18 protein-coding genes are annotated in these 17,293 nt (G+C 68.0%); 1 reads left to right on the top strand and 17 read right to left on the bottom strand.

Annotation, left to right across the window (positions count from 1 at the left end; genetic code table 11):
- Positions 1–12: 12 nt before the first annotated feature.
- From AB0P11_RS10405 to infC, 15 genes are all read right to left on the bottom strand, one after another.
- The gene (locus AB0P11_RS10405) at positions 13–975 is read right to left on the bottom strand and encodes an NAD-dependent epimerase/dehydratase family protein (protein ID WP_072591500.1); all 963 of its coding nucleotides are present in this window, start codon (positions 973–975) and stop codon (positions 13–15) included.
- Positions 976–1,037: 62 nt separating this feature from the next.
- A complete protein-coding gene (locus AB0P11_RS10400; protein WP_363521738.1) occupies positions 1,038–1,754 on the bottom strand; it encodes a DUF402 domain-containing protein in 717 nt (238 codons plus the stop codon).
- Between the two features lie 132 nt (positions 1,755–1,886).
- Positions 1,887–4,391, bottom strand: coding sequence for a phenylalanine--tRNA ligase subunit beta (pheT, locus tag AB0P11_RS10395; RefSeq protein WP_363521735.1), 2,505 nt, complete (start codon positions 4,389–4,391; stop codon positions 1,887–1,889).
- Positions 4,391–5,431: a phenylalanine--tRNA ligase subunit alpha gene (pheS, locus tag AB0P11_RS10390; protein ID WP_072591503.1), complete on the bottom strand. Its 1,041-nt coding sequence runs from the start codon at positions 5,429–5,431 to the stop codon at positions 4,391–4,393. The genes pheT and pheS overlap by 1 nt, the downstream gene beginning before the upstream one ends.
- Before the next feature lie 48 nt (positions 5,432–5,479).
- Complete coding sequence (locus AB0P11_RS10385; protein ID WP_053096895.1) at positions 5,480–6,421, bottom strand: amino acid ABC transporter permease; 942 nt, start codon at positions 6,419–6,421, stop codon at positions 5,480–5,482.
- Positions 6,418–7,074, bottom strand: a complete 657-nt coding sequence (locus tag AB0P11_RS10380; RefSeq protein WP_053096897.1) for an amino acid ABC transporter permease — start codon at positions 7,072–7,074, stop codon at positions 6,418–6,420. The genes AB0P11_RS10385 and AB0P11_RS10380 overlap by 4 nt, the downstream gene beginning before the upstream one ends.
- A gap of 58 nt (positions 7,075–7,132) precedes the next feature.
- Positions 7,133–8,041 carry a glutamate ABC transporter substrate-binding protein gene (locus tag AB0P11_RS10375; protein WP_053096898.1) on the bottom strand — a complete coding sequence of 303 codons (909 nt, stop codon included), beginning with the start codon at positions 8,039–8,041 and terminating at the stop codon, positions 7,133–7,135.
- Between the two features lie 46 nt (positions 8,042–8,087).
- The gene (locus tag AB0P11_RS10370; protein ID WP_053099175.1) at positions 8,088–8,834 is read right to left on the bottom strand and encodes an amino acid ABC transporter ATP-binding protein; all 747 of its coding nucleotides are present in this window, start codon (positions 8,832–8,834) and stop codon (positions 8,088–8,090) included.
- 355 nt (positions 8,835–9,189) lie between these two features.
- Positions 9,190–10,170 (bottom strand): TAXI family TRAP transporter solute-binding subunit, encoded by a 981-nt coding sequence (locus tag AB0P11_RS10365; protein WP_053096900.1) that lies wholly within the window; start codon positions 10,168–10,170, stop codon positions 9,190–9,192.
- On the bottom strand, positions 10,167–11,543 hold the full coding sequence (locus AB0P11_RS10360) for a HAMP domain-containing sensor histidine kinase (RefSeq protein ID WP_056280153.1): 1,377 nt from the start codon (positions 11,541–11,543) through the stop codon (positions 10,167–10,169). The genes AB0P11_RS10365 and AB0P11_RS10360 overlap by 4 nt, the downstream gene beginning before the upstream one ends.
- Before the next feature lie 6 nt (positions 11,544–11,549).
- A complete protein-coding gene (locus AB0P11_RS10355) occupies positions 11,550–12,218 on the bottom strand; it encodes a response regulator transcription factor (protein WP_053096904.1) in 669 nt (222 codons plus the stop codon).
- 76 nt (positions 12,219–12,294) lie between these two features.
- Positions 12,295–13,107 carry an RNA methyltransferase gene (locus tag AB0P11_RS10350; protein WP_363521728.1) on the bottom strand — a complete coding sequence of 271 codons (813 nt, stop codon included), beginning with the start codon at positions 13,105–13,107 and terminating at the stop codon, positions 12,295–12,297.
- Between the two features lie 102 nt (positions 13,108–13,209).
- A complete protein-coding gene (gene rplT, locus AB0P11_RS10345; protein ID WP_045252681.1) occupies positions 13,210–13,596 on the bottom strand; it encodes a 50S ribosomal protein L20 in 387 nt (128 codons plus the stop codon).
- A 32-nt stretch (positions 13,597–13,628) separates the two neighbouring features.
- Positions 13,629–13,823: a 50S ribosomal protein L35 gene (gene rpmI, locus AB0P11_RS10340; protein ID WP_017828564.1), complete on the bottom strand. Its 195-nt coding sequence runs from the start codon at positions 13,821–13,823 to the stop codon at positions 13,629–13,631.
- 72 nt (positions 13,824–13,895) lie between these two features.
- Entirely contained in the window at positions 13,896–14,546 is a 651-nt protein-coding gene (gene infC / locus AB0P11_RS10335; protein ID WP_072591506.1) for a translation initiation factor IF-3, read from the bottom strand.
- 231 nt (positions 14,547–14,777) lie between these two features.
- Between infC and AB0P11_RS10330 the strand changes: the two genes are divergently transcribed.
- Positions 14,778–15,176 (top strand): DUF1844 domain-containing protein, encoded by a 399-nt coding sequence (locus AB0P11_RS10330; protein WP_053096908.1) that lies wholly within the window; start codon positions 14,778–14,780, stop codon positions 15,174–15,176.
- 48 nt (positions 15,177–15,224) lie between these two features.
- On the opposite strand, the gene AB0P11_RS10325 is transcribed toward AB0P11_RS10330, so the two are convergent.
- Positions 15,225–16,052, bottom strand: coding sequence for an SseB family protein (locus tag AB0P11_RS10325; protein ID WP_363521725.1), 828 nt, complete (start codon positions 16,050–16,052; stop codon positions 15,225–15,227).
- Positions 16,036–16,782, bottom strand: coding sequence for a bifunctional 1-(5-phosphoribosyl)-5-((5-phosphoribosylamino)methylideneamino)imidazole-4-carboxamide isomerase/phosphoribosylanthranilate isomerase PriA (priA, locus tag AB0P11_RS10320; RefSeq protein ID WP_053096912.1), 747 nt, complete (start codon positions 16,780–16,782; stop codon positions 16,036–16,038). Before priA ends, AB0P11_RS10325 begins: the two co-directional genes overlap by 17 nt.
- Positions 16,783–17,293 lie beyond the last annotated feature (511 nt).

Genomic DNA, 17,293 nt, shown 5'->3' with positions numbered 1-17,293 from the left:
GCGAGGCCCCGATCAGTCGATCAGCTGCAACAGCGCGAGTTCGTCGGCGCGAGTGAGCCCTGCCCGCCGGTCCCGATCGACGCCGCGCGCCTGCTCGTCATCGACCACGGCGGCGATCGTCTCGTCGAGCGGACGAAGCCGACCTCCTGCCGCGCGGTAGCGGGCGTTCGACCTGGTCATGAATCCGGTCATCTCGCTCGGCAGCCACAGCGGCAGCGACCGCTCCCCCGCCCAATACGCCACACCGTGCTCGACGAGCCAGGCGTCAGATGCCGCGACCGTGTCTCCCCGGTGCCCCGCACGTCTGCGCACGGCGTCGAGGACCTCGCTCAGCCGATGCCGATCGCCGATCGTGTTGATCACGCCGGTGGCCCCCGTGGTGGCGACGAACTCGGACAGGTCGTCGACGTCGATCACCTGCACGTCGCGCTCCTCGACAGGCGGAAGCAGCACCGGGCCGTCCTCGGCACGCAGAAAAGCGGCAGCCCAATACCCGAAACGATCACTCGGGTCGTCCGCCCCGACGATCAATCCCGGGCGCACGATCAGGGTGCGGTCGCCGAGTGCACGGACAGCGTCCTCGGCGGCCACCTTCTGCCGGCCGTACTCGTCGTCTCCCCTCTCAGCCGGCGGATGCAGCGTCGCCGACTCGTCTGCACCGACCGTCTCCTCGTCGGAGTATGCCGACATCGACGAGACGTACGTCCAGCGGCCCGCTCGCTCACCGAGTGCCGCGACCGCAGCGGAGACGTGGGCCGCGTTCGACGAGACGTCGATCACGTGATCCCACTCCCGACCGGACACCGCATCGTAGGCGTCCCTGGCGTCACGATCGGCCAGCACCAGGCTCGCGCCCTCCGGAGACGGTCGTCCTCCGCGCGCCAGGCACATCACCGTCGCCCCGCTCAGGAGCAGCCGTCTGGCGATGCGGCCGGACAGCCAGCCGGTGCCGCCGAGGATCAGAACATCCGTCATGACCCCATGCCACCATCTTCGCCGCGCGAGGGGAAGGGTCTTCCGCTCAGGGCGGATGCCGGTCAGCTCGTGCGAAGATCCGACAGGCCGGACAGTTCCGGGACCATCCACGAGGGATCCGGGCGCCAGTAGCGCCATTCGGCGTCGAACGGCCAGTCACCGTGATGGAAGGACTCGATCGCCGCGTCCGCGTGTCGTTCGATCTGCGCGGCCTGCTCAGAGGTGAGACGTCCCTGCTCGACGGCCGCGATCACCTCGTCCTCGTCCTTGAGGTGCACCTGACCGTCCGCCTGGATCTCCACGTCGAGGATGTGATCCGATGAATACGTGTCGCGGTCGGTGCGCAGATGCGCGTTCTCGAGATTCACGTACCACCCGGCGAACTCCCATTCGGGACCGCTCACATCGCTCCAGAACAGCCACACCGACCACGCCGCACCGGCCGGAGCGATGCGGAGGATGCCGTTGCCCCACCACTCCTCCACGATCCGGGTACGCGGATCGAGCCACCGACGCTCGAGCGGAACGGTCCGGATGCGCTCGCCCGCCGGAGTGCCCTGCCCCTCCTGGAGCGTGCCCGGAGCGAGCCATGCCACCAGACCGCGTTCATCGTCGCGGACCACCCGCATGGGCGTGATGGTCGACGCATCGCCGGGCTGCCAGCCGGGCTTGCGGTAGTGCCAGGAGATCTGGTCGCCGGGTTCGAGGAACGGCGCTTCACCCATCGGTCGGACACCATCGGGAACCGCCGCGGGAGTGCTGTGGGGCAGGATGCTCATCCCGACACGGTACCTCGCAGGTCCACCGCGCTCAGGTCGGCTCGGCGGCGTCGGCAGCATCCCGAGAGCACACGCGCACGCGGACCGCACCGTTCGAGTGCGGTCCGCGTGCGGGTCGGTTCAGGCGGAGCTTCAGTCGCGCAGGGTCGCGTCGAAGCGCTCAGCTGCGACAGCGACACCCGCGAGCTTCGCCTCTGTCGCCTCGGCTGCGGTGAGCGTGCGGTCATCCGCACGGAAGCGCAGCGCGAAGGTGAGACTCTTCTGACCATCCGCGACGCCGTCCCCCCGGTAATCGTCGACGAGGCGGATCGACTCGAGAAGCGCACCGGCGCCCTCGGTGAGCGCAGCGCGCACGTCGCCCGCCGGCACATCAGCGCCGACCACCAGCGACACGTCCTGTGTCGCAGCGGGGAAGGTCGACAGCGAGGGGGCGACCGCACGGTTCCCGCCGAGCGCGATGACCTCGTCGAGGTCGAGCTCGAGCACGGTGGCGCGACCGGGAAGGTCTGCTCCGGCGGCGACCTCGGGGTGGAGTTCGCCGACGTAGCCGATCTCGACGTCGCCGACGGAGAGCACGCCGGTGCGTCCGGGGTGCAGCGCCGCGCGCTGCCCCTGCTCGACATCGAGGTCGACTCCGGCTGCAGCCGCGATGACTCTGGCGGCGTCGAGCGCCTCGGAGAGCCCGTAGGGCTCCGCGGCGCGTCCCGGCTGCTTGGTCACGACGTTGCCCGTGAACAGCGCCGCGACATGGCGGTGCTGCGGTGGGATCGACGCGTTCAGTTCGGCGAGCGTGTCGTCCGACGGACGCTCGCCGAGCGGCGGCACCTCGTCCGTGCCGTACTCGACACCCGGCTCGGGCAGGAACACGACTCCGGTCTCGAACAGCGCGAGGTCCGTGAGGCCGCGCGAGATGTTGCGGTGCGCGGTCTGCAGAAGCCCGGGGATCAGCGATCGACGCAGGAACGGAGCGGAGCCGTCGAGCGGGTTCGCGAGCCGGATGCTGGGCAGATGCTCTCCCGACGCCGAGCCGTGCAGGTCGTTCTCCGCCTCCGTCGTGAAGGGGAATGAGGGCGTCTCGACGAGACCGGCAGCCGCCAGCGCGTCGGCGACGCGGCGACGACCCTGCTGGTGTGCGGTGAGCCCGCGGCCGGACGGCGGCGTCGGCAGCACCGACGGGATGCGGTCGAGACCGTGGATGCGAGCGACCTCTTCGGCGAGAGACCACTTGTCGGTGAGGTCGGGACGCCAGGTCGGCGGGATCACGGTCCACCCGGCATCCGACCCGGAGACCTCTGCGCCGATGGTCGTGAGCGCGCCGGCGATCTCGTCGTCGGAGTAGTCGACGCCGATGAGCCCCTGCACGAATCCGCGCGGGAGGTCGATGTCCGCGACGAACACCTCGGCGAACAGAGCGCCGCCCTCGTCGGTGAGCGTGCCGCCGGCGAATTCGACCATCAGGTCGGCTGCACGGCGGGCTGCCACGAACGGCACGAGCGGGTCGACACCGCGCTCGAACCGCTTGGATGCCTCGCTGGGCAGCTTGTGACGGCGTGCGGTGCGGGCGATCGTCACGGGGTCGAAGGTCGCGGCCTCGATCAGCACGTTGTGCGTCGTGTCGCTCATCTCGGTCGTGCCGCCGCCCATGACTCCGGCGAGACCGATGGGACCCGATTCGTCGGTGATCAGGAGGTCCTCGACGTGGAGCTTCCGCTCCTGGCCGTCGAGGGTCGTCATCGTCTCACCGGCCGTCGCACGACGCACGGTGATGCCACCGGAGAGCCTGTCGAGGTCGTACCCGTGCAGCGGCTGCCCCAATTCGAGCATCACGTAGTTGGTGATGTCGATCAGGATGCCGAGCGAGCGCATGCCGGCGAGCGACAGCCGCGCGATCATCCACGGCGGGGTCGGCCGCGCGGGGTCGACGTCTCGGACGACGCGCGTGACGAACTCGCTGGCGCCGACGCGGCCGCGTACGGGGGCTGCATCGTCGACGATCGCCGTGTGACCGGCGCCCGGCTGGAGCTCGGTGAAGTCGCGCTCGGCCGGGTCGCGGAACGGTGCTCCGGTCGCGTGGGAGTACTCACGGGCGACACCGCGCAGCGAGAACGCGTACCCGCGGTCGGGCGTGACGTTGATCTCGACCGCGACATCGTCGAGTCCGAGCAGGCTGATGGCGTCTGTGCCGACGGGTGCATCGATACCGAGGTCCGCGAGGACGAGGATGCCGTTGTGTTCGTCGCCGAGCCCCAGCTCACGCGCAGAGGCGATCATGCCGTCGGACACGTGCCCGTAGGTCTTGCGGGCGGCGATCGGGAACGGCCCCGGCAGCACTGCACCGGGAAGCGTCACGACGACCTTGTCACCCGCGACGAAGTTGTGCGCGCCACAGACGATTCCGCGGATTCCGCCGTTCGCCTCACCGACATCGACCTGGCACCAGTTGATCGTCTTGCCGTTGGACTGCGGCTCGGCCTCGAGCGAGACGACCTGTCCGACGACGACGGGACCCGAGATCTCGAAGCGGTGGACGTCCTCCTCCTCGAATCCGACGGTCACGAGCGCTGCGAGGACGTCTTCCGGTGTCGTATCCGCTGCCAGATCGACGTACTCACGCAGCCACGAAAGCGGGACGCGCATCACACCACCATCCCGTACTGCTCGCTGAAACGGACATCGCCCTCTGCCATGTCCCGCATGTCCTGCACATCGCTGCGGAACATGAGTCCCCGCTCGACGCCCATTCCGAACGCGAAGCCGCTGTAGACGTCGGGATCGATCCCCGCCGCGCGGAGCACGTTCGGGTTGATCATGCCGCAGCCGCCCCACTCGATCCAACGGGCGCCGCCCTTGAAGGTGGGGTGCCAGAGGTCGAGCTCGGCCGACGGCTCGGTGAAGGGGAAGAAGTTCGTGCGGAAGCGCGTCTTGGCCTCGGGGCCGAAGAGCTGACGCGCGACGTGGTCGAGCGTTCCCTTGAGATGCGCCATCGAGATGCCCTTGTCGACGACGAGTCCTTCGAACTGGGTGAAGACGGGGAGGTGCGTCGCGTCGAACTCGTCGGTGCGGTACACACGGCCGGGGCAGAGCACGTAGATCGGCACCTCGCGATCGAGCATCGAGCGCACCTGCACGGGGCTCGTGTGCGTGCGCATGACGAGATGGCGCGACGGCGGGTCGACGTAGAAGGTGTCCTGTTCCTGACGGGCGGGGTGGTCGACGTCGAAGTTCAGAGCGTCGAAGTTGAACCACTCGTGCTCGAGCTCGGGTCCTTCCGCGATCTCCCAGCCCATGCCCACGAAGATGTCCGAGATCTGCTCACTCAGCAGGGTCAGCGGGTGCCGGGCGCCGACGCGCGTGCGCGAGGGGATCGCCGTGATGTCCAGCCGCTCGGCCTCGAGGCGCTCAGCGACCTCCGCGGCGGCGAGCTCCTCCTCCTTGGCGGCGAGCGCCTTGGAGACCTGACCGCGGCCCTGTCCGACGAGCTTGCCGAAGGCGGCCTTGTTCTCGGGGGCGACCTGACGCATCGAGGCGTTCAGGACGGCGAGCGGCGATCCGTCGGCGACGTGCGCGGCGCGAGCGGCTTTCAGTTCGGTCGTATCGGCGGCTGCGGCGATCGCTTCGAGCGCGGCCGCCACGGCGGCTTCGACCGCTTCCGGGGTGATTTCGGGAGACTCAGACACGAGACAGGAGTCTACCGGCGCGAGGCGGTCGCCCCGCGCCGGTGGACATCACTTCGGATCGGAGCTGTCCAGCCCGCCTACACCACCGGTGCCGCCGAAGCCGCTGCCCCCGCGCTGCAGCGTGATGAGCTCGGTGTCGGTGCCGTCGCCGTGCTGGCGGGGATCCTCTGCCGCGTGGATCGCCTTCACCTTCGGCGAGCGACGGGTCTGGATCTCGACCCACTTCGCGATGCCCGACAGGATGAGGCACATGACGATGTAGATGCCGCCGATGACGAAGGCCGACTGCAGGATCGGGCGACCCTGCTGCGACGTCAGCTGCTTCGCGTAGTACAGCAGCTCGGGGTAGGTGATGATGAAGCCCAGAGCGGTGTCCTTCATCGTGACGACCAGCTGCGCGACGATCACCGGGAGCATCGCCCGGATCGCCTGCGGCAGGAGGATGAGACGCATCACGCCGCTCTTGCGGAGTCCGATCGCGTAGCCCGCCTCTTTCTGCCCCCGAGGCAGGGACTCGATGCCGGCCCTCAGAACCTCGGCGAGCACGGAGCCGTTGTAGGCCATCAGTGCGATCACGACGGCCCAGTAGGGATCCATCTTGATTCCGACCACGGGGAGCCCGTAGTAGAGCAGCATCATGAACACCAGCACCGGAACGGCACGGAAGAGCTCGGTGACGGCTGTCACGGGGATCCGCACCCACGCGTGCTCGGAGAGCCGCCCGATGGCCAGCACGAAGCCGAGGACGACGCTGAGGACGGCGGCGAGCGCGAAGGCTGCGAGCGTGTTGCCCAGGGCCTTGAAGATACCCATCCACACGTTGGAGAACGTGAACACGTACCACTTCTCCGCCGAGAACTGGCCTGTCTCCACCATGCGGAGCACGATGAAGCCGATGGCGGCCAGGACGAGGACGACGGTGGCGACCGCGATGATCCGGTTGCGGGCGATCGCCCGGGGTCCGGGGACGTCGTACAGTACAGAGCTCATCGCGCGATCCTCCAACGGTTCTCGAGATATCGCTGCAGCCAGCTCAACAGCAGCACCAGGGCGACGAACACGACGGCGACCCAGAGGAGGACCTCCATCGGGTTGCCCGGACGGTCGGCCGAATCGTTGATGGTCGACCGGAGAGCCGCGAGCTCGGCGACCGAGAACCCGGCTGCGACGGTCGTGTTCTTCAGGAGCGCGATGAAGACGCTCATCATCGGCGGGACGACCGAGCGGAACGCCTGCGGCAGGATCACGAGACCCATCACCTGTCCGAAGGGAAGTCCGATGGCCCGCGCGGCCTCGGCCTGACCGACGGGCACCGTGTTGATACCCGCCCTCAGGACCTCGGCCACATAGGTCGCCGTGTAGATGCCGATGGCGAGGATGCCGAGCACGAGGTTCGACAGTTCGGGCAACCCGAGTTGCGGGTACCCGAAGATGAAGAAGAAGAACACGAGGGTGAGCGGGGTGTTGCGCACGGTGTTCACGTACACCGTGCCGACGCCGCGGGCGATGGGCACCGGGGAGACACGCATGGCCCCGACGATCAGACCCAGGATCAGTGCGATGATCCCGCCCGCGAAGAACACGATCAGCGTGTTGCTGATCGCCTGTCCCCACAGGTCGAGGTTGCCGAAGATGACGTCCACGCCACCCTCCCTTCTTCAGAGTGAATGGGCGGCCCCCGGAGGGGGCCGCCCATGTCGATCAGTACGCGTCGACCTCGGGCTGTTCGACCTCGATGCCGCTGGAACCGAGGTTCGCGTCGAAGATCGCCTGCCAGATGTCGCCACCGTCGGTGAAGAGCTCGTTGATGTGCGTGCGCAGCGCGTCGTCGCCCTTCGTGAGGCCGACACCGTAGCGCTCCTCGGTGAAGAGGCCGCCGGTCACCTTGACGTCATCCGGGTACTGGGCCGCGTAGCCGATCAGGATCGCCTGGTCGGTGGTCACGGCGTCGACCTTGCCGTCGATGAGGTCCTGGACGCAGGCGGAGTACAGGTCGTACTCCTGCGTCTTGATCTCGGGGAAGTTCGCCTTGATGTTCTGGATCGGCGTCGAGCCGGTCGCCGAGCAGACGGTCTTGCCGTTGAAGTCCTCGAGAGCCTCGGCGTCGTCCGCGTCGGCGGCGACCAGGAGTCCCTGACCGGTGATGAAGTAGGGACCCGCGAAGTCGATGAGCTCCTTGCGCTTGTCGTTGATCGAGTAGGTGCCGACGTAGTAGTCGATGTCACCGTTGGTGATCGCCTGCTCGCGGTTCGCCGAAGCGATCGGCTTGAACTCGATCTTGTCCTCGTCGTAGCCCAGGGATGCGGCGATCCACCGTGCGATGTCGACGTCGAAGCCGGTGCGCTCTCCGGTCGTGACATCGAGGTAGCCGAGCCCGGGCTGGTCCTCCTTGACGCCGACGATCACCTTGTCGCGCTCCTGGATGGCGTCGAACGTCGGGCTGCCCTCGAGCTGGACGTCGTCAGCGACCTCGAACCAGGTGGAGTCCTCGCTCTCTTCGCCGCCGGTTCCGGCGCCGGGGCTGGACGGGCTGCCGCTGTTGCAGGCCGTCAGCGCGAACAGTGCAACCGTCGCGATCCCGATTCCTGCCAGTGTCCGTGTGCGTCGCATGTGCGTCTCCTTCGTGTGCTGTGTGTGCAAAGGTCTGTGAGGCTCGTCAGTGCGTGAGGAGCTTGGAGAGGAAGTCCTTGGCGCGGTCGCTCTTCGGGTTCGTGAAGAACTCCTCAGGCGTCGCCTCCTCGACGATCTTGCCGTCGGCCATGAACACGACCCGGTTGGCGGCCTTGCGAGCGAAGCCCATCTCGTGGGTCACGACGATCATCGTCATGCCGTCACGGGCGAGCTCCACCATGACGTCGAGGACCTCGTTGATCATCTCGGGGTCGAGCGCGCTGGTCGGCTCGTCGAAGAGCATGACCTTGGGCTGCATGGCGAGAGCGCGGGCGATCGCGACGCGCTGCTGCTGTCCGCCGGAGAGCTGTGCGGGAAGCTTCGAGGCCTGCTGGGCGACGCCGACGCGCTCGAGAAGCATCATCGCCTCCTTGTCGGCATCGGCCTTCTTCATGCCGCGGACCTTGATCGGGCCGAGCGTCACGTTCTCGAGGATCGTGAGGTGCGCGAAGAGGTTGAACGACTGGAACACCATGCCGACGTCTGCGCGCAGATGCGCGAGGCCCTTTCCCTCAGCGGGGAGCGCCTTGCCGTCGATGCTGATCGTGCCGCTCGTGATCGTCTCGAGGCGGTTGATCGTGCGACACAGTGTCGACTTGCCCGAGCCTGAGGGACCGATCACCACGACGACCTCGCCGGCGTTCACCGTGAGGTCGATATCCGTGAGCGCCTGGAAGTCGCCGTAGTGCTTCTGGACGTTGTCGACAACGACGAGGGGCTTACCGGTGGTCATCATTTCTCCAAACTAGCCAGGTCGCTCACGTGGCTCCACAGTGATGCGTCGACATTTACACGTTCGTAACCACGCGATGGGGCCGATCCCGCCCGATAACCGGAGTGCCCCACGGTCCGCCCCCGCGGACCGTGGGGGCGTCCCTGCTGCTCCGTTCCTCCCCCGAGTAGAACGTGGCAGCAAGCCTCCGACCGGATCCGATCGCAGGACGACTCCGGAGAATGGCCGAGTCCGCGCCTCAATGAGGGGCGTGGACTCTGTGGCATCTGAATTCTCCGTTGAATCGAGCGCGATCGACCCCCACATTGGCAGAGTGACATGCCGGAATGAGACTTCTTGAGGATTTCTTGAGGCCTCAGTCCCGCTGGTCCCGGTAGTACTCGACGGCCCCCGGATGCAGGTCGACCGGCCCCGTGAAGATCGCCTGCCTGCGGTCGAGCAGGGACGCGACCGGAACCCGCTGCGCGATATCGGTGCGGACCGTGAAGAGGCTCGTGAGGACGTCCCGTACGACGCCGTCCGGAGTGTCGGACGAGGTGACCAGATAGTTCGGCACCGCCATCGTGGGCGCGGACTCGTCGAGTCCATAGAGCCCGACGGGGAAGTCGGACGGCCGATACGCATCGGAGTATCGAGCGTTGATCGTCGTGACCCATGTCTGCTCGATCGGCACCAGCCGCACGGGCGTCGTCGTCGCGAGCTCCGCGATGCCCGGTGTCGGGATGCCGCCGACCCAGAAGAATCCGTCGATCTCGGATCTCTCGAGCGCGCTGATCGACTCACCGAGATCGAGCCGGGGATCCGTGATCGTCGCGACGTCGACGTCGGCGGCGTCGAGTGCTCGCGCCGCGATCACATTGACGCCGGAATTCTCGGCCCCGAGCGACACCGTCCTGCCCGCAAGGTCGCTGAGGGCGGCGATGTCCGAATCCGCGCGTACGACCACGTGGAGGTACTCGTCGTACAGGCGAGCGACAGCCTGCACCGGCATGGGCTCGTCGAACGCTCCCACTCCGGCGACGGCGTCGGCCGCGGCATCCCCTTGCGCGAAGCCGAGGAGGGCCTCCCCCGAGCTCACCCGCAGGAGGTTGTCGACGGACCCGGCGGTCTCGGCTGCCGACACGCGGATGCCCAAGGACTCCGACAGCTCCCGAGCGAGTTCGTCGCCGTAGGCGTAATAGACCCCGTTGGCTCCCCCGCCAGCGATCTCGTAGGCAGAGTCGTTCCACTCCGTCGATCGAGCGCTGCACGCGCTGCTCGTGGCGGCGAGCAGCAGCACGAGTGCCGTCGCCACCCCTCTGCGCCACCATGCGCGGCGGCTAGCCCGCCCGCTCATCCCTCAGCTCCGTCCGGCAGCATCAGCGACACCAGCAGCCCGCCGTCGTCCGGCGTATCGACCCGCAGCTCGCCGCCGATCGACTCCAAGAGGTCGGTCGCTATCGCGAGGCCGAGCCCTGACCCCGGAACCCCGCCGCTGTCGTCGCTGCGCCAGAATCGGTCGGCGGCGTTCGCGGCCTGCTCTCGCGTCAGGCCGGGGCCGTGGTCGCGGACTGTCAGCACGCAGAGTCCACCGCTGCGGTGCGCGTCGACCTCGACGGCCGACTCGGCGGGCGAGAACTTCACCGCATTGTCGATGACGGCGTCGAGCGCGCTCTCGACGATCGTGCGGTCGGTGATGCTCATCACCGGGCCCACTCCTGTCGAGAGCATCCGGACGCGTCGCTGTGACGCGACCTCGCTCCAGGCGTCTGCGCGGCGGGTGGCGAGCGTCGTCAGATCGACGGCTGAGATCGTCGTGTCGGCGCGTCCGCCGCGCGCGAGTCCGAGGAGCGTCTCGAGGATGCGGGCCATCCGGCGCCCTTCCTCCCTCGTCTCCTCGACGTCGTCCTTCCAGTCGGCTCCGAGACCGGTCGAGAGGTGCTCGACACGCAGCAGCAGCGCGTTGAGGGGATTGCGGAGCTCGTGCGAGGCGTTCAGGGCGAACTCCTGCTGACGCGTCATGACGCGCTCGATCTCATCCGCCATGCCGTTGAACACGCGCGTCATCCGGCGTAGCTCAGGAGGCCCCGTGTCCTCCGCGACCCTCGCATCCATCTCGCCGCGTTCGATCGCGATCATCGCCTCATCGAGACGTCGGACCGGAGAGAGCACCCACCGGGCGAGTTGGAAGACGAGGAGCACGCCGAGTCCGATCGAGACGATCGACACGACCGTCAGCACAAGAATCTGCTGCAGGATCTGGGTCCGTGGCGCCTCGACGTCCGCGGAGAGCATCACGGCGCCGATCACGTCGCCGTCGTCGAAGACCGGCTCGACGAGCGAGGACTCTGCCGCGATCCAGGGGAACACCGGCTCGGGCGCCTCGGCGCGGCGCCCCGAGAGCGCGAGGCCGACCCGTGCGGCATCGTCCTCTGACAGGACTTCGCCGCCGCCGTCGCGCGCTGACCACACCCCACCGGAAAGATCGAAGACGATCACATCGATCCCGTACACCTCGTGGAAGCGGGCGACCTCGGCATCGATCACCGTCGCGCTGCCCGACCGCAGCGCCTGCCGCGCGCTGGTCACGAAATACCCGAGGTCACCGAGCTGCTCGGTGTAGAAGGCCTGCTGGATGCTGCGGGTCGCGCTCCACGCCGTGGCGCCGCCCAACGACAGCAGGATCGCGACGAGCGGCACCAGGAAGACGACGACGAGACGTCTGCGCATCGAACGCTACCCGGCCAACCGATAGCCGACACCGCGCACGGTCTCGATCAGATGCCGCTGACCCGCCTTCTTGCGGATCGCGCCGACGTGCACCTCGAGCGAGTGCCCGAAGCCGCGCCAGTCGGTGTTCCAGACCTCGCGGATGAGTCTCTCCTTCGGCACGGCGACGCCGGGGTACCGGGCGAGCACCGCCACGATGTCGAATTCCTTGCGAGTGAGTTCGATGGGAGCGCGTCCGATGATCACCTGCCTGGCGACGAGGTCGATCTCGATCTCGCCATCCTGCAGACGTACGCGCGCCTCGGATTCCGGTCGCACGGGTCGAGAGCGTCGTGTGACCGCCTCGATCCGGGCGAGGAGCTCGTGGACGTCGTAGGGCTTGACGACGAAATCGTCAGCGCCGGCACGCAACCCTCTGATGCGCTCCGTGACCTGGTTGCGTGCGGTGACGATCACGATCGGCACCTCGGAGCGTGCGCGGATCCGACGGCAGAGATCGATGCCGTCGACATCGGGCAGACCGAGGTCGAGGAGCACCACCTCGGTGTCCGCACCCAATTCCTGCAGCGCGGAGGCTCCGTCCGCGGCTCGCACGGTGGCGTACCCGGATCGCGCGAGGAAGGCCTCGAGTGCAGCGGCGACACGCTCGTCGTCCTCCACGATCAGAATCTGCATCGACCCTGGGTCCCCTTCTCCGCTCGAGCAGGGACAAACCTACCAGCAGGACGGGCGGCCGCTCGTCCGCCGGAGATCAGGCCGAGGATGCCGCCCGCTGCGCGAACGCGCTCTCGTACAGGCAGACGCTCGCTGCCGTGGCGAGGTTCAAGGATTCGGCGCGGCCGAAGATCGGCAGCTTCAGCACCTGGTCGGCCTGCGCGAGCGCCTCGTCCTCGAGACCGCGCGCCTCATTGCCGAACAGCCACGCCGTAGGCTCGGCGAGCACTCCGTCCGCCCGCGCATGAAGGAGATCCTCGCCCTTGACGTCCGCGGCCAGAATCCGGAGTCCGGCGGCGTGAGCCTTCTCGACCACATCCGAGAGCTCTGCGCCCACGGACACGGGCAGATGGAACAGCGAACCTGTCGTGGCGCGCACGACCTTCGGGTTGTAGGGGTCGACCGTGCGGCCCGTCAGCACGACGGCGTCGGCTCCCGCCGCATCGGCGGCCCTGATGATCGTGCCGAGGTTTCCCGGGTCCCTGATCTCCTCGCAGATCGCCACCAGACGGGGGGATGCCGCGAAGATGTCCCGCACCGACGCGGGCGCCTGCCGGACGACGGCCACCAGCCCCTGCGGAGTGACCGTGTCGGCCATCGCGTTCAGCACGTACTCCGTGACGTACTCCACGTCGATGCCGGCATCCGATGCCTTCGCGCGGATGTCCGGATGCTTCTCCCAGCCGGTCGGGGTCGCGAACAGCTCCACGATCGCCTCAGGACTGTAGGTCAGCGCCTCGCGAACCGCCTGGGGACCTTCGAGGAGGTAGAGCCCTGTCTCGGCGCGCGCGCTGCGCTTGGTCAGCTTGGCGACGGCACGGACTCGGGGCGAACGGGGGTTCTCCAGCACGTTCACAGTCTAGAGAACGGCAGGACCGTTCCTGCGCAAACGCCGGACGAACGACAGAGGACGCCCTCCCGAAGGAGAGCGTCCTCTGTGGTGAAGAGCTGCTTACGCAGCCGACTTCGGAGCGTTGACGTCGGAAGGCAGAGCCTTCTTCGCCGTCTCGACCAGCGTCGTGAAGGTCGCTGCGTCGTTGACCGCGAGGTCGGCGAGCATGCGACGGTCGACGGTGACACCCGCGAGACCGAGGCCCTGGATGAAGCGGTTGTACGTGATGCCGTTCTGGCGTGCAGCGGCGTTGATGCGCTGGATCCAGAGACGACGGAAGTCGCCCTTGCGCTTGCGACGGTCACGGTACGAGTAGACCAGCGAGTGGATGACCTGCTCTTTGGCCTTGCGGTAGAGGCGCGAACGCTGACCGCGGTAGCCGGAGGCGCGCTCGAGGATGACCCGACGCTTCTTGTGGGCGTTTACCGCCCGCTTGACTCTTGCCATTTTCCTGTGTTCCTATCGTGCGTTCGGGCGCGTCAGCGACCGAGAAGCTTCTTCGCGACCTTGGTGTCAGCCTTCGACAGCACCTGGTCCTGGTTGAGGCGGCGGGTGCGACGGCTCGACTTGTGCTCGAGGTTGTGGCGCATTCCGGCCTGCTGCTTCTTCAGCTTGCCGCTGCCGGTGATCTTGAAGCGCTTCTTAGCACCCGAGTGGGTCTTCTGCTTCGGCATCTTCTCTTCCTTCGTATGGCGCCTTCTCAGGCGACGGTGTCAACCCGCGGTGCGGGAGTCTGGGGGCGGGAGTTACTCCGCTGCGGCCTCGGCCGGCTCGTCGGCGTCGGTCTTGGCTTCGCGGGCGGCCTGCTTGTTCGCTGCGCGCTGGGCGTCGCGAACCGCATTCTGCTCCTGCTTCGCCTCGGACTTGCTCTTGAGCGGAGCCACGATCATGACCATGTTGCGGCCGTCGATGGTCGGGTTCGACTCGACGGTTCCGAGTTCGGCGACATCCTCGGCGAACTTGCGGAGGAGACGGACGCCCTGCTCGGGACGCGACTGCTCGCGACCACGGAACAGGATCATGGCCTTCACCTTGTCGCCGGCCTTGAGGAAGCCCTCGGCGCGCTTGAGCTTCGTCGTGTAGTCGTGCGCCTCGATCTTCAGTCGGAAGCGGACCTCTTTGAGGATGGTGTTCGCCTGGTTGCGGCGAGCTTCCTTCTCCTTCTGGGCGGCTTCGTACTTGAACTTGCCGTAGTCCATGATCTTGACCACGGGCGGCTTCGAGTTGGGCGCGACCTCGACGAGGTCGAGATCTGCTTCCTGCGCAAGGCGCAGCGCCGCCTCGATGCGGACGACGCCGATCTGCTCACCCGCGGGACCGACGAGGCGGACCTCGGGGACGCGGATGCGCTCATTGGTGCGGGGATCGCTGATGCGTAGCTCCTTAGACGATGGGATTCGGCCACCAGGATGCTGTCAGCACCCCGGGCGAAATCAGAATCGTCCCACCCACCGGCATTCAGACGCCGGCTCCGCACCCTGCCTGCCGGACCCCGTCTGACGACGCGATCCGGTGGAGTGCAAGACCCGGTAGCCTGGAACGGCAAGCGCGGGTGGGAAGTGAATCCTCTTTCGTACCGGAGCATGACGCTCCGGAGCCCGACAAAGTCTAACAGAAGGCAAGGCGAAGTGACGAACCAGGCATCGGATGAGGCTGCACGCGAGCGCGAAGAGCGCTGGGCACGGCAGGAGGAGGCGGCGTCCTCCGCCACGCGGGACATCGCCGATGTGCCGGCGGTCGAGGTCATCACGACCGCAGCCGTCCACCTCATGAGTGCCGCGGCGGTCAAGCTCGGCCTCGCCGACGACCCGCACGCCGCGGAGCAGCTCGACCTCGATGAGGCGCGCAAGCTCATCAACGCCCTCGCCGGGCTGATCACCGCCGGCGCACCGGAGATCAGCGACATGCACGCGCGGTCCCTCCGAGACGGGCTGCGCTCGCTGCAGCTCGCGTTCCGCGAGGCGTCGACCATTCCCGACCCGATCGGCAAGGGTCCGGGCGAGAAGTGGACAGGCCCGGTCAACTAGGGACTGCCGGCCGCTGCGGCTGACCGGTCGGTGGCAGCACCGAGCCGGTCAGGCCGAGCGACGCAGCTTCACGGTGAGAGAGTCGGCGAGCACCGCGATGCGATCATCCGCCGCCCACCGCTGCGCCAGGCGCGCGAGCACGGCATCGAGCACCTCGCGCTCGAGCCCGTCGACCAGCTCGAGGATGACGATCAGTTCCGGTCCGCGTAGACGGGCGTCCGGGTCTCCGGCCGCGACGGCGATGTCGATCACTGCGAGTTCATGCGCGACACTCTCCTGCAGAGCAGTGAAGACCTCGGGCGAGAGGAAACTCGGCTCCCACCGATGACCCTGCGCGACTGCCCACACCGCGGGACGACGGAGGACGAACTCGGTGTCGGACGTCGGGTCGAGAACGATCAGATCCGTCTCCTCCGCCGACGCTGCGAGAGCGGCGCGCACGGCTTCCACCGGGATCGGACGGGCCGTCGCGTCCCAGCGCTGCATCGCCTCGACCGACGAGAACACCGGCTGCACGCGACGACCGTCGGGAGCCGCGACCGTCACGATCGAGAGCTCCTGAGTCTTGTCGACAGCGAGACCGCTCGGCGCCACGCCCTCCTCGCCCTTCTCGGCGATGAGCGGGATCAGGACCCGCGCCGAACGGAACGCGTCGACGACCTCGGTCTGAGCACCGTCGCCCGCCCGAAAACGCAGCAGCGCGTCGAGCAGAACCGGGTCGGCCGATCCGTCGTCGGCGGCATGAGGGTTCGACTGGAAGCTGCGGCCTTCCCAGGGCACACCGGCCGAGTCGCCCCGATCGCTGGACGGGTGCTCGTGCGACCCATGACGGTCGTGGGGACCGTGGTCCCCGGCGTCGTCAGTCCCCTGCGACATCCAGCGCCTCAGCCAGCGTGAACGCGCCGGCGTAGAGTGCCTTGCCGACGATGGCGCCTTCGACGCCCAGCGGCACCAGTTCGCGGAGCGCCACGATGTCATCGAGGTTCGAGATGCCTCCGGATGCCACGACGGGCTTCGGGGTGCGGGCTGTGACCTCGCGCAACAGCTCGAGGTTCGGCCCCTTGAGGGTCCCGTCCTTGGTGACGTCGGTCACGACGTAACGGCTGCAGCCGGCATCCTCGAGGCGCTCGAGCACCTCCCAGAGGTCGCCGCCCTCCTTCGTCCACCCGCGAGCGGCCAGCGTCGTACCGCGGACGTCGAGCCCGACAGCGATCGCTTCGCCGTAACGGCTGATCACGTCGGCGGCCCACTCGGGGTTCTCCAGCGCGGCCGTGCCGAGGTTGATGCGGGTCGCACCGCTCTCGAGAGCCGCCTCGAGCGTCGCGTCGTCACGGATGCCGCCGGACAGCTCGACGTTGACGTTCTTGAACTGCTTGATGACCTTGCGGAGGATCGGCGCGTTGCTGCCGCGTCCGAAAGCGGCATCGAGGTCGACGAGATGGATCCACTTCGCCCCCTGTGCGACCCACTCCCCCGCGGCGTCGAGCGGGTCGCCGTAGCTGGTCTCGGTGCCGGCCTCACCCTGAGTGAGGCGGACGGCCTTGCCCCCGGCGACATCGACGGCGGGAAGCAGGGTGAGAGCGGGAGACTGCGCGAAGTCGTTCATGACGTCCTCAGGTGAGATGGAGAGACCGATTCGTCGGCACGAGAATCGACACTAGCCCGCGTATCGGCCCGCTCCAAAACGATGACAGCAGAGAACCTCCCGTGCCACGCGGTAGCCTCGATGACGCCCCTGTTTCGGTGTGTGAGGAGATGTTCCATGGTGCGCGATGCGGAAGCGCGAGGAGGCGGACCCCTGCGACGCGGGAATGCGCTGCCTCCCGAGACTCCGGATGAGCGCGCTCAGATGCCGGCTGGACCCGACGCGGAGCCCACAGCCCCGCACCCCCGACCGGCACCCCAGCCCGCCCCCGCGCCGGGGACACGAGCCGCAGCGGCATGGGCAGCAGCCTCCGCCGCAACTCCTCCTTCCGATGATGCGCGACCGGCCACGCCCGCTGTACCGATCTCCGCACCGCCTTCGGTCCCCGCTGCGCCACCCGCCGCCCCTGCAGTACCGCCCGCGCCCTCAGCCGCATCGCCCGCAGCCCCTGCGGTACCGACGACGCCGGCAC

Source organism: Microbacterium sp. NPDC079176, from assembly GCF_040686675.1.
Classification (GTDB): domain Bacteria; phylum Actinomycetota; class Actinomycetes; order Actinomycetales; family Microbacteriaceae; genus Microbacterium.
The sequence above is the reverse complement of the archived record's forward strand: the minus strand, read 5'-3'. Positions and strand labels throughout refer to the sequence as shown.

Bases quoted from the DNA above. Each gene is read 5' to 3' on its own strand.
- priA (WP_053096912.1), bottom strand. From the start codon at position 16,782: ATGAACGACTTCGCGCAGTCTCCCGCTCTCACCCTGCTTCCCGCCGTC.
- AB0P11_RS10375 (WP_053096898.1), bottom strand. From the start codon at position 8,041: ATGCGACGCACACGGACACTGGCAGGAATCGGGATCGCGACGGTTGCA.
- AB0P11_RS10405 (WP_072591500.1), bottom strand. From the start codon at position 975: ATGACGGATGTTCTGATCCTCGGCGGCACCGGCTGGCTGTCCGGCCGC.
- AB0P11_RS10355 (WP_053096904.1), bottom strand. From the start codon at position 12,218: ATGCAGATTCTGATCGTGGAGGACGACGAGCGTGTCGCCGCTGCACTC.
- AB0P11_RS10400 (WP_363521738.1), bottom strand. From the start codon at position 1,754: ATGAGCATCCTGCCCCACAGCACTCCCGCGGCGGTTCCCGATGGTGTC.
- rpmI (WP_017828564.1), bottom strand. From the start codon at position 13,823: ATGCCGAAGCAGAAGACCCACTCGGGTGCTAAGAAGCGCTTCAAGATC.
- pheT (WP_363521735.1), bottom strand. From the start codon at position 4,391: ATGCGCGTCCCGCTTTCGTGGCTGCGTGAGTACGTCGATCTGGCAGCG.
- AB0P11_RS10360 (WP_056280153.1), bottom strand. From the start codon at position 11,543: ATGCGCAGACGTCTCGTCGTCGTCTTCCTGGTGCCGCTCGTCGCGATC.
- rplT (WP_045252681.1), bottom strand. From the start codon at position 13,596: ATGGCAAGAGTCAAGCGGGCGGTAAACGCCCACAAGAAGCGTCGGGTC.
- AB0P11_RS10325 (WP_363521725.1), bottom strand. From the start codon at position 16,052: ATGTCGCAGGGGACTGACGACGCCGGGGACCACGGTCCCCACGACCGT.
- AB0P11_RS10370 (WP_053099175.1), bottom strand. From the start codon at position 8,834: ATGACCACCGGTAAGCCCCTCGTCGTTGTCGACAACGTCCAGAAGCAC.
- AB0P11_RS10365 (WP_053096900.1), bottom strand. From the start codon at position 10,170: ATGAGCGGGCGGGCTAGCCGCCGCGCATGGTGGCGCAGAGGGGTGGCG.
- AB0P11_RS10385 (WP_053096895.1), bottom strand. From the start codon at position 6,421: ATGAGCTCTGTACTGTACGACGTCCCCGGACCCCGGGCGATCGCCCGC.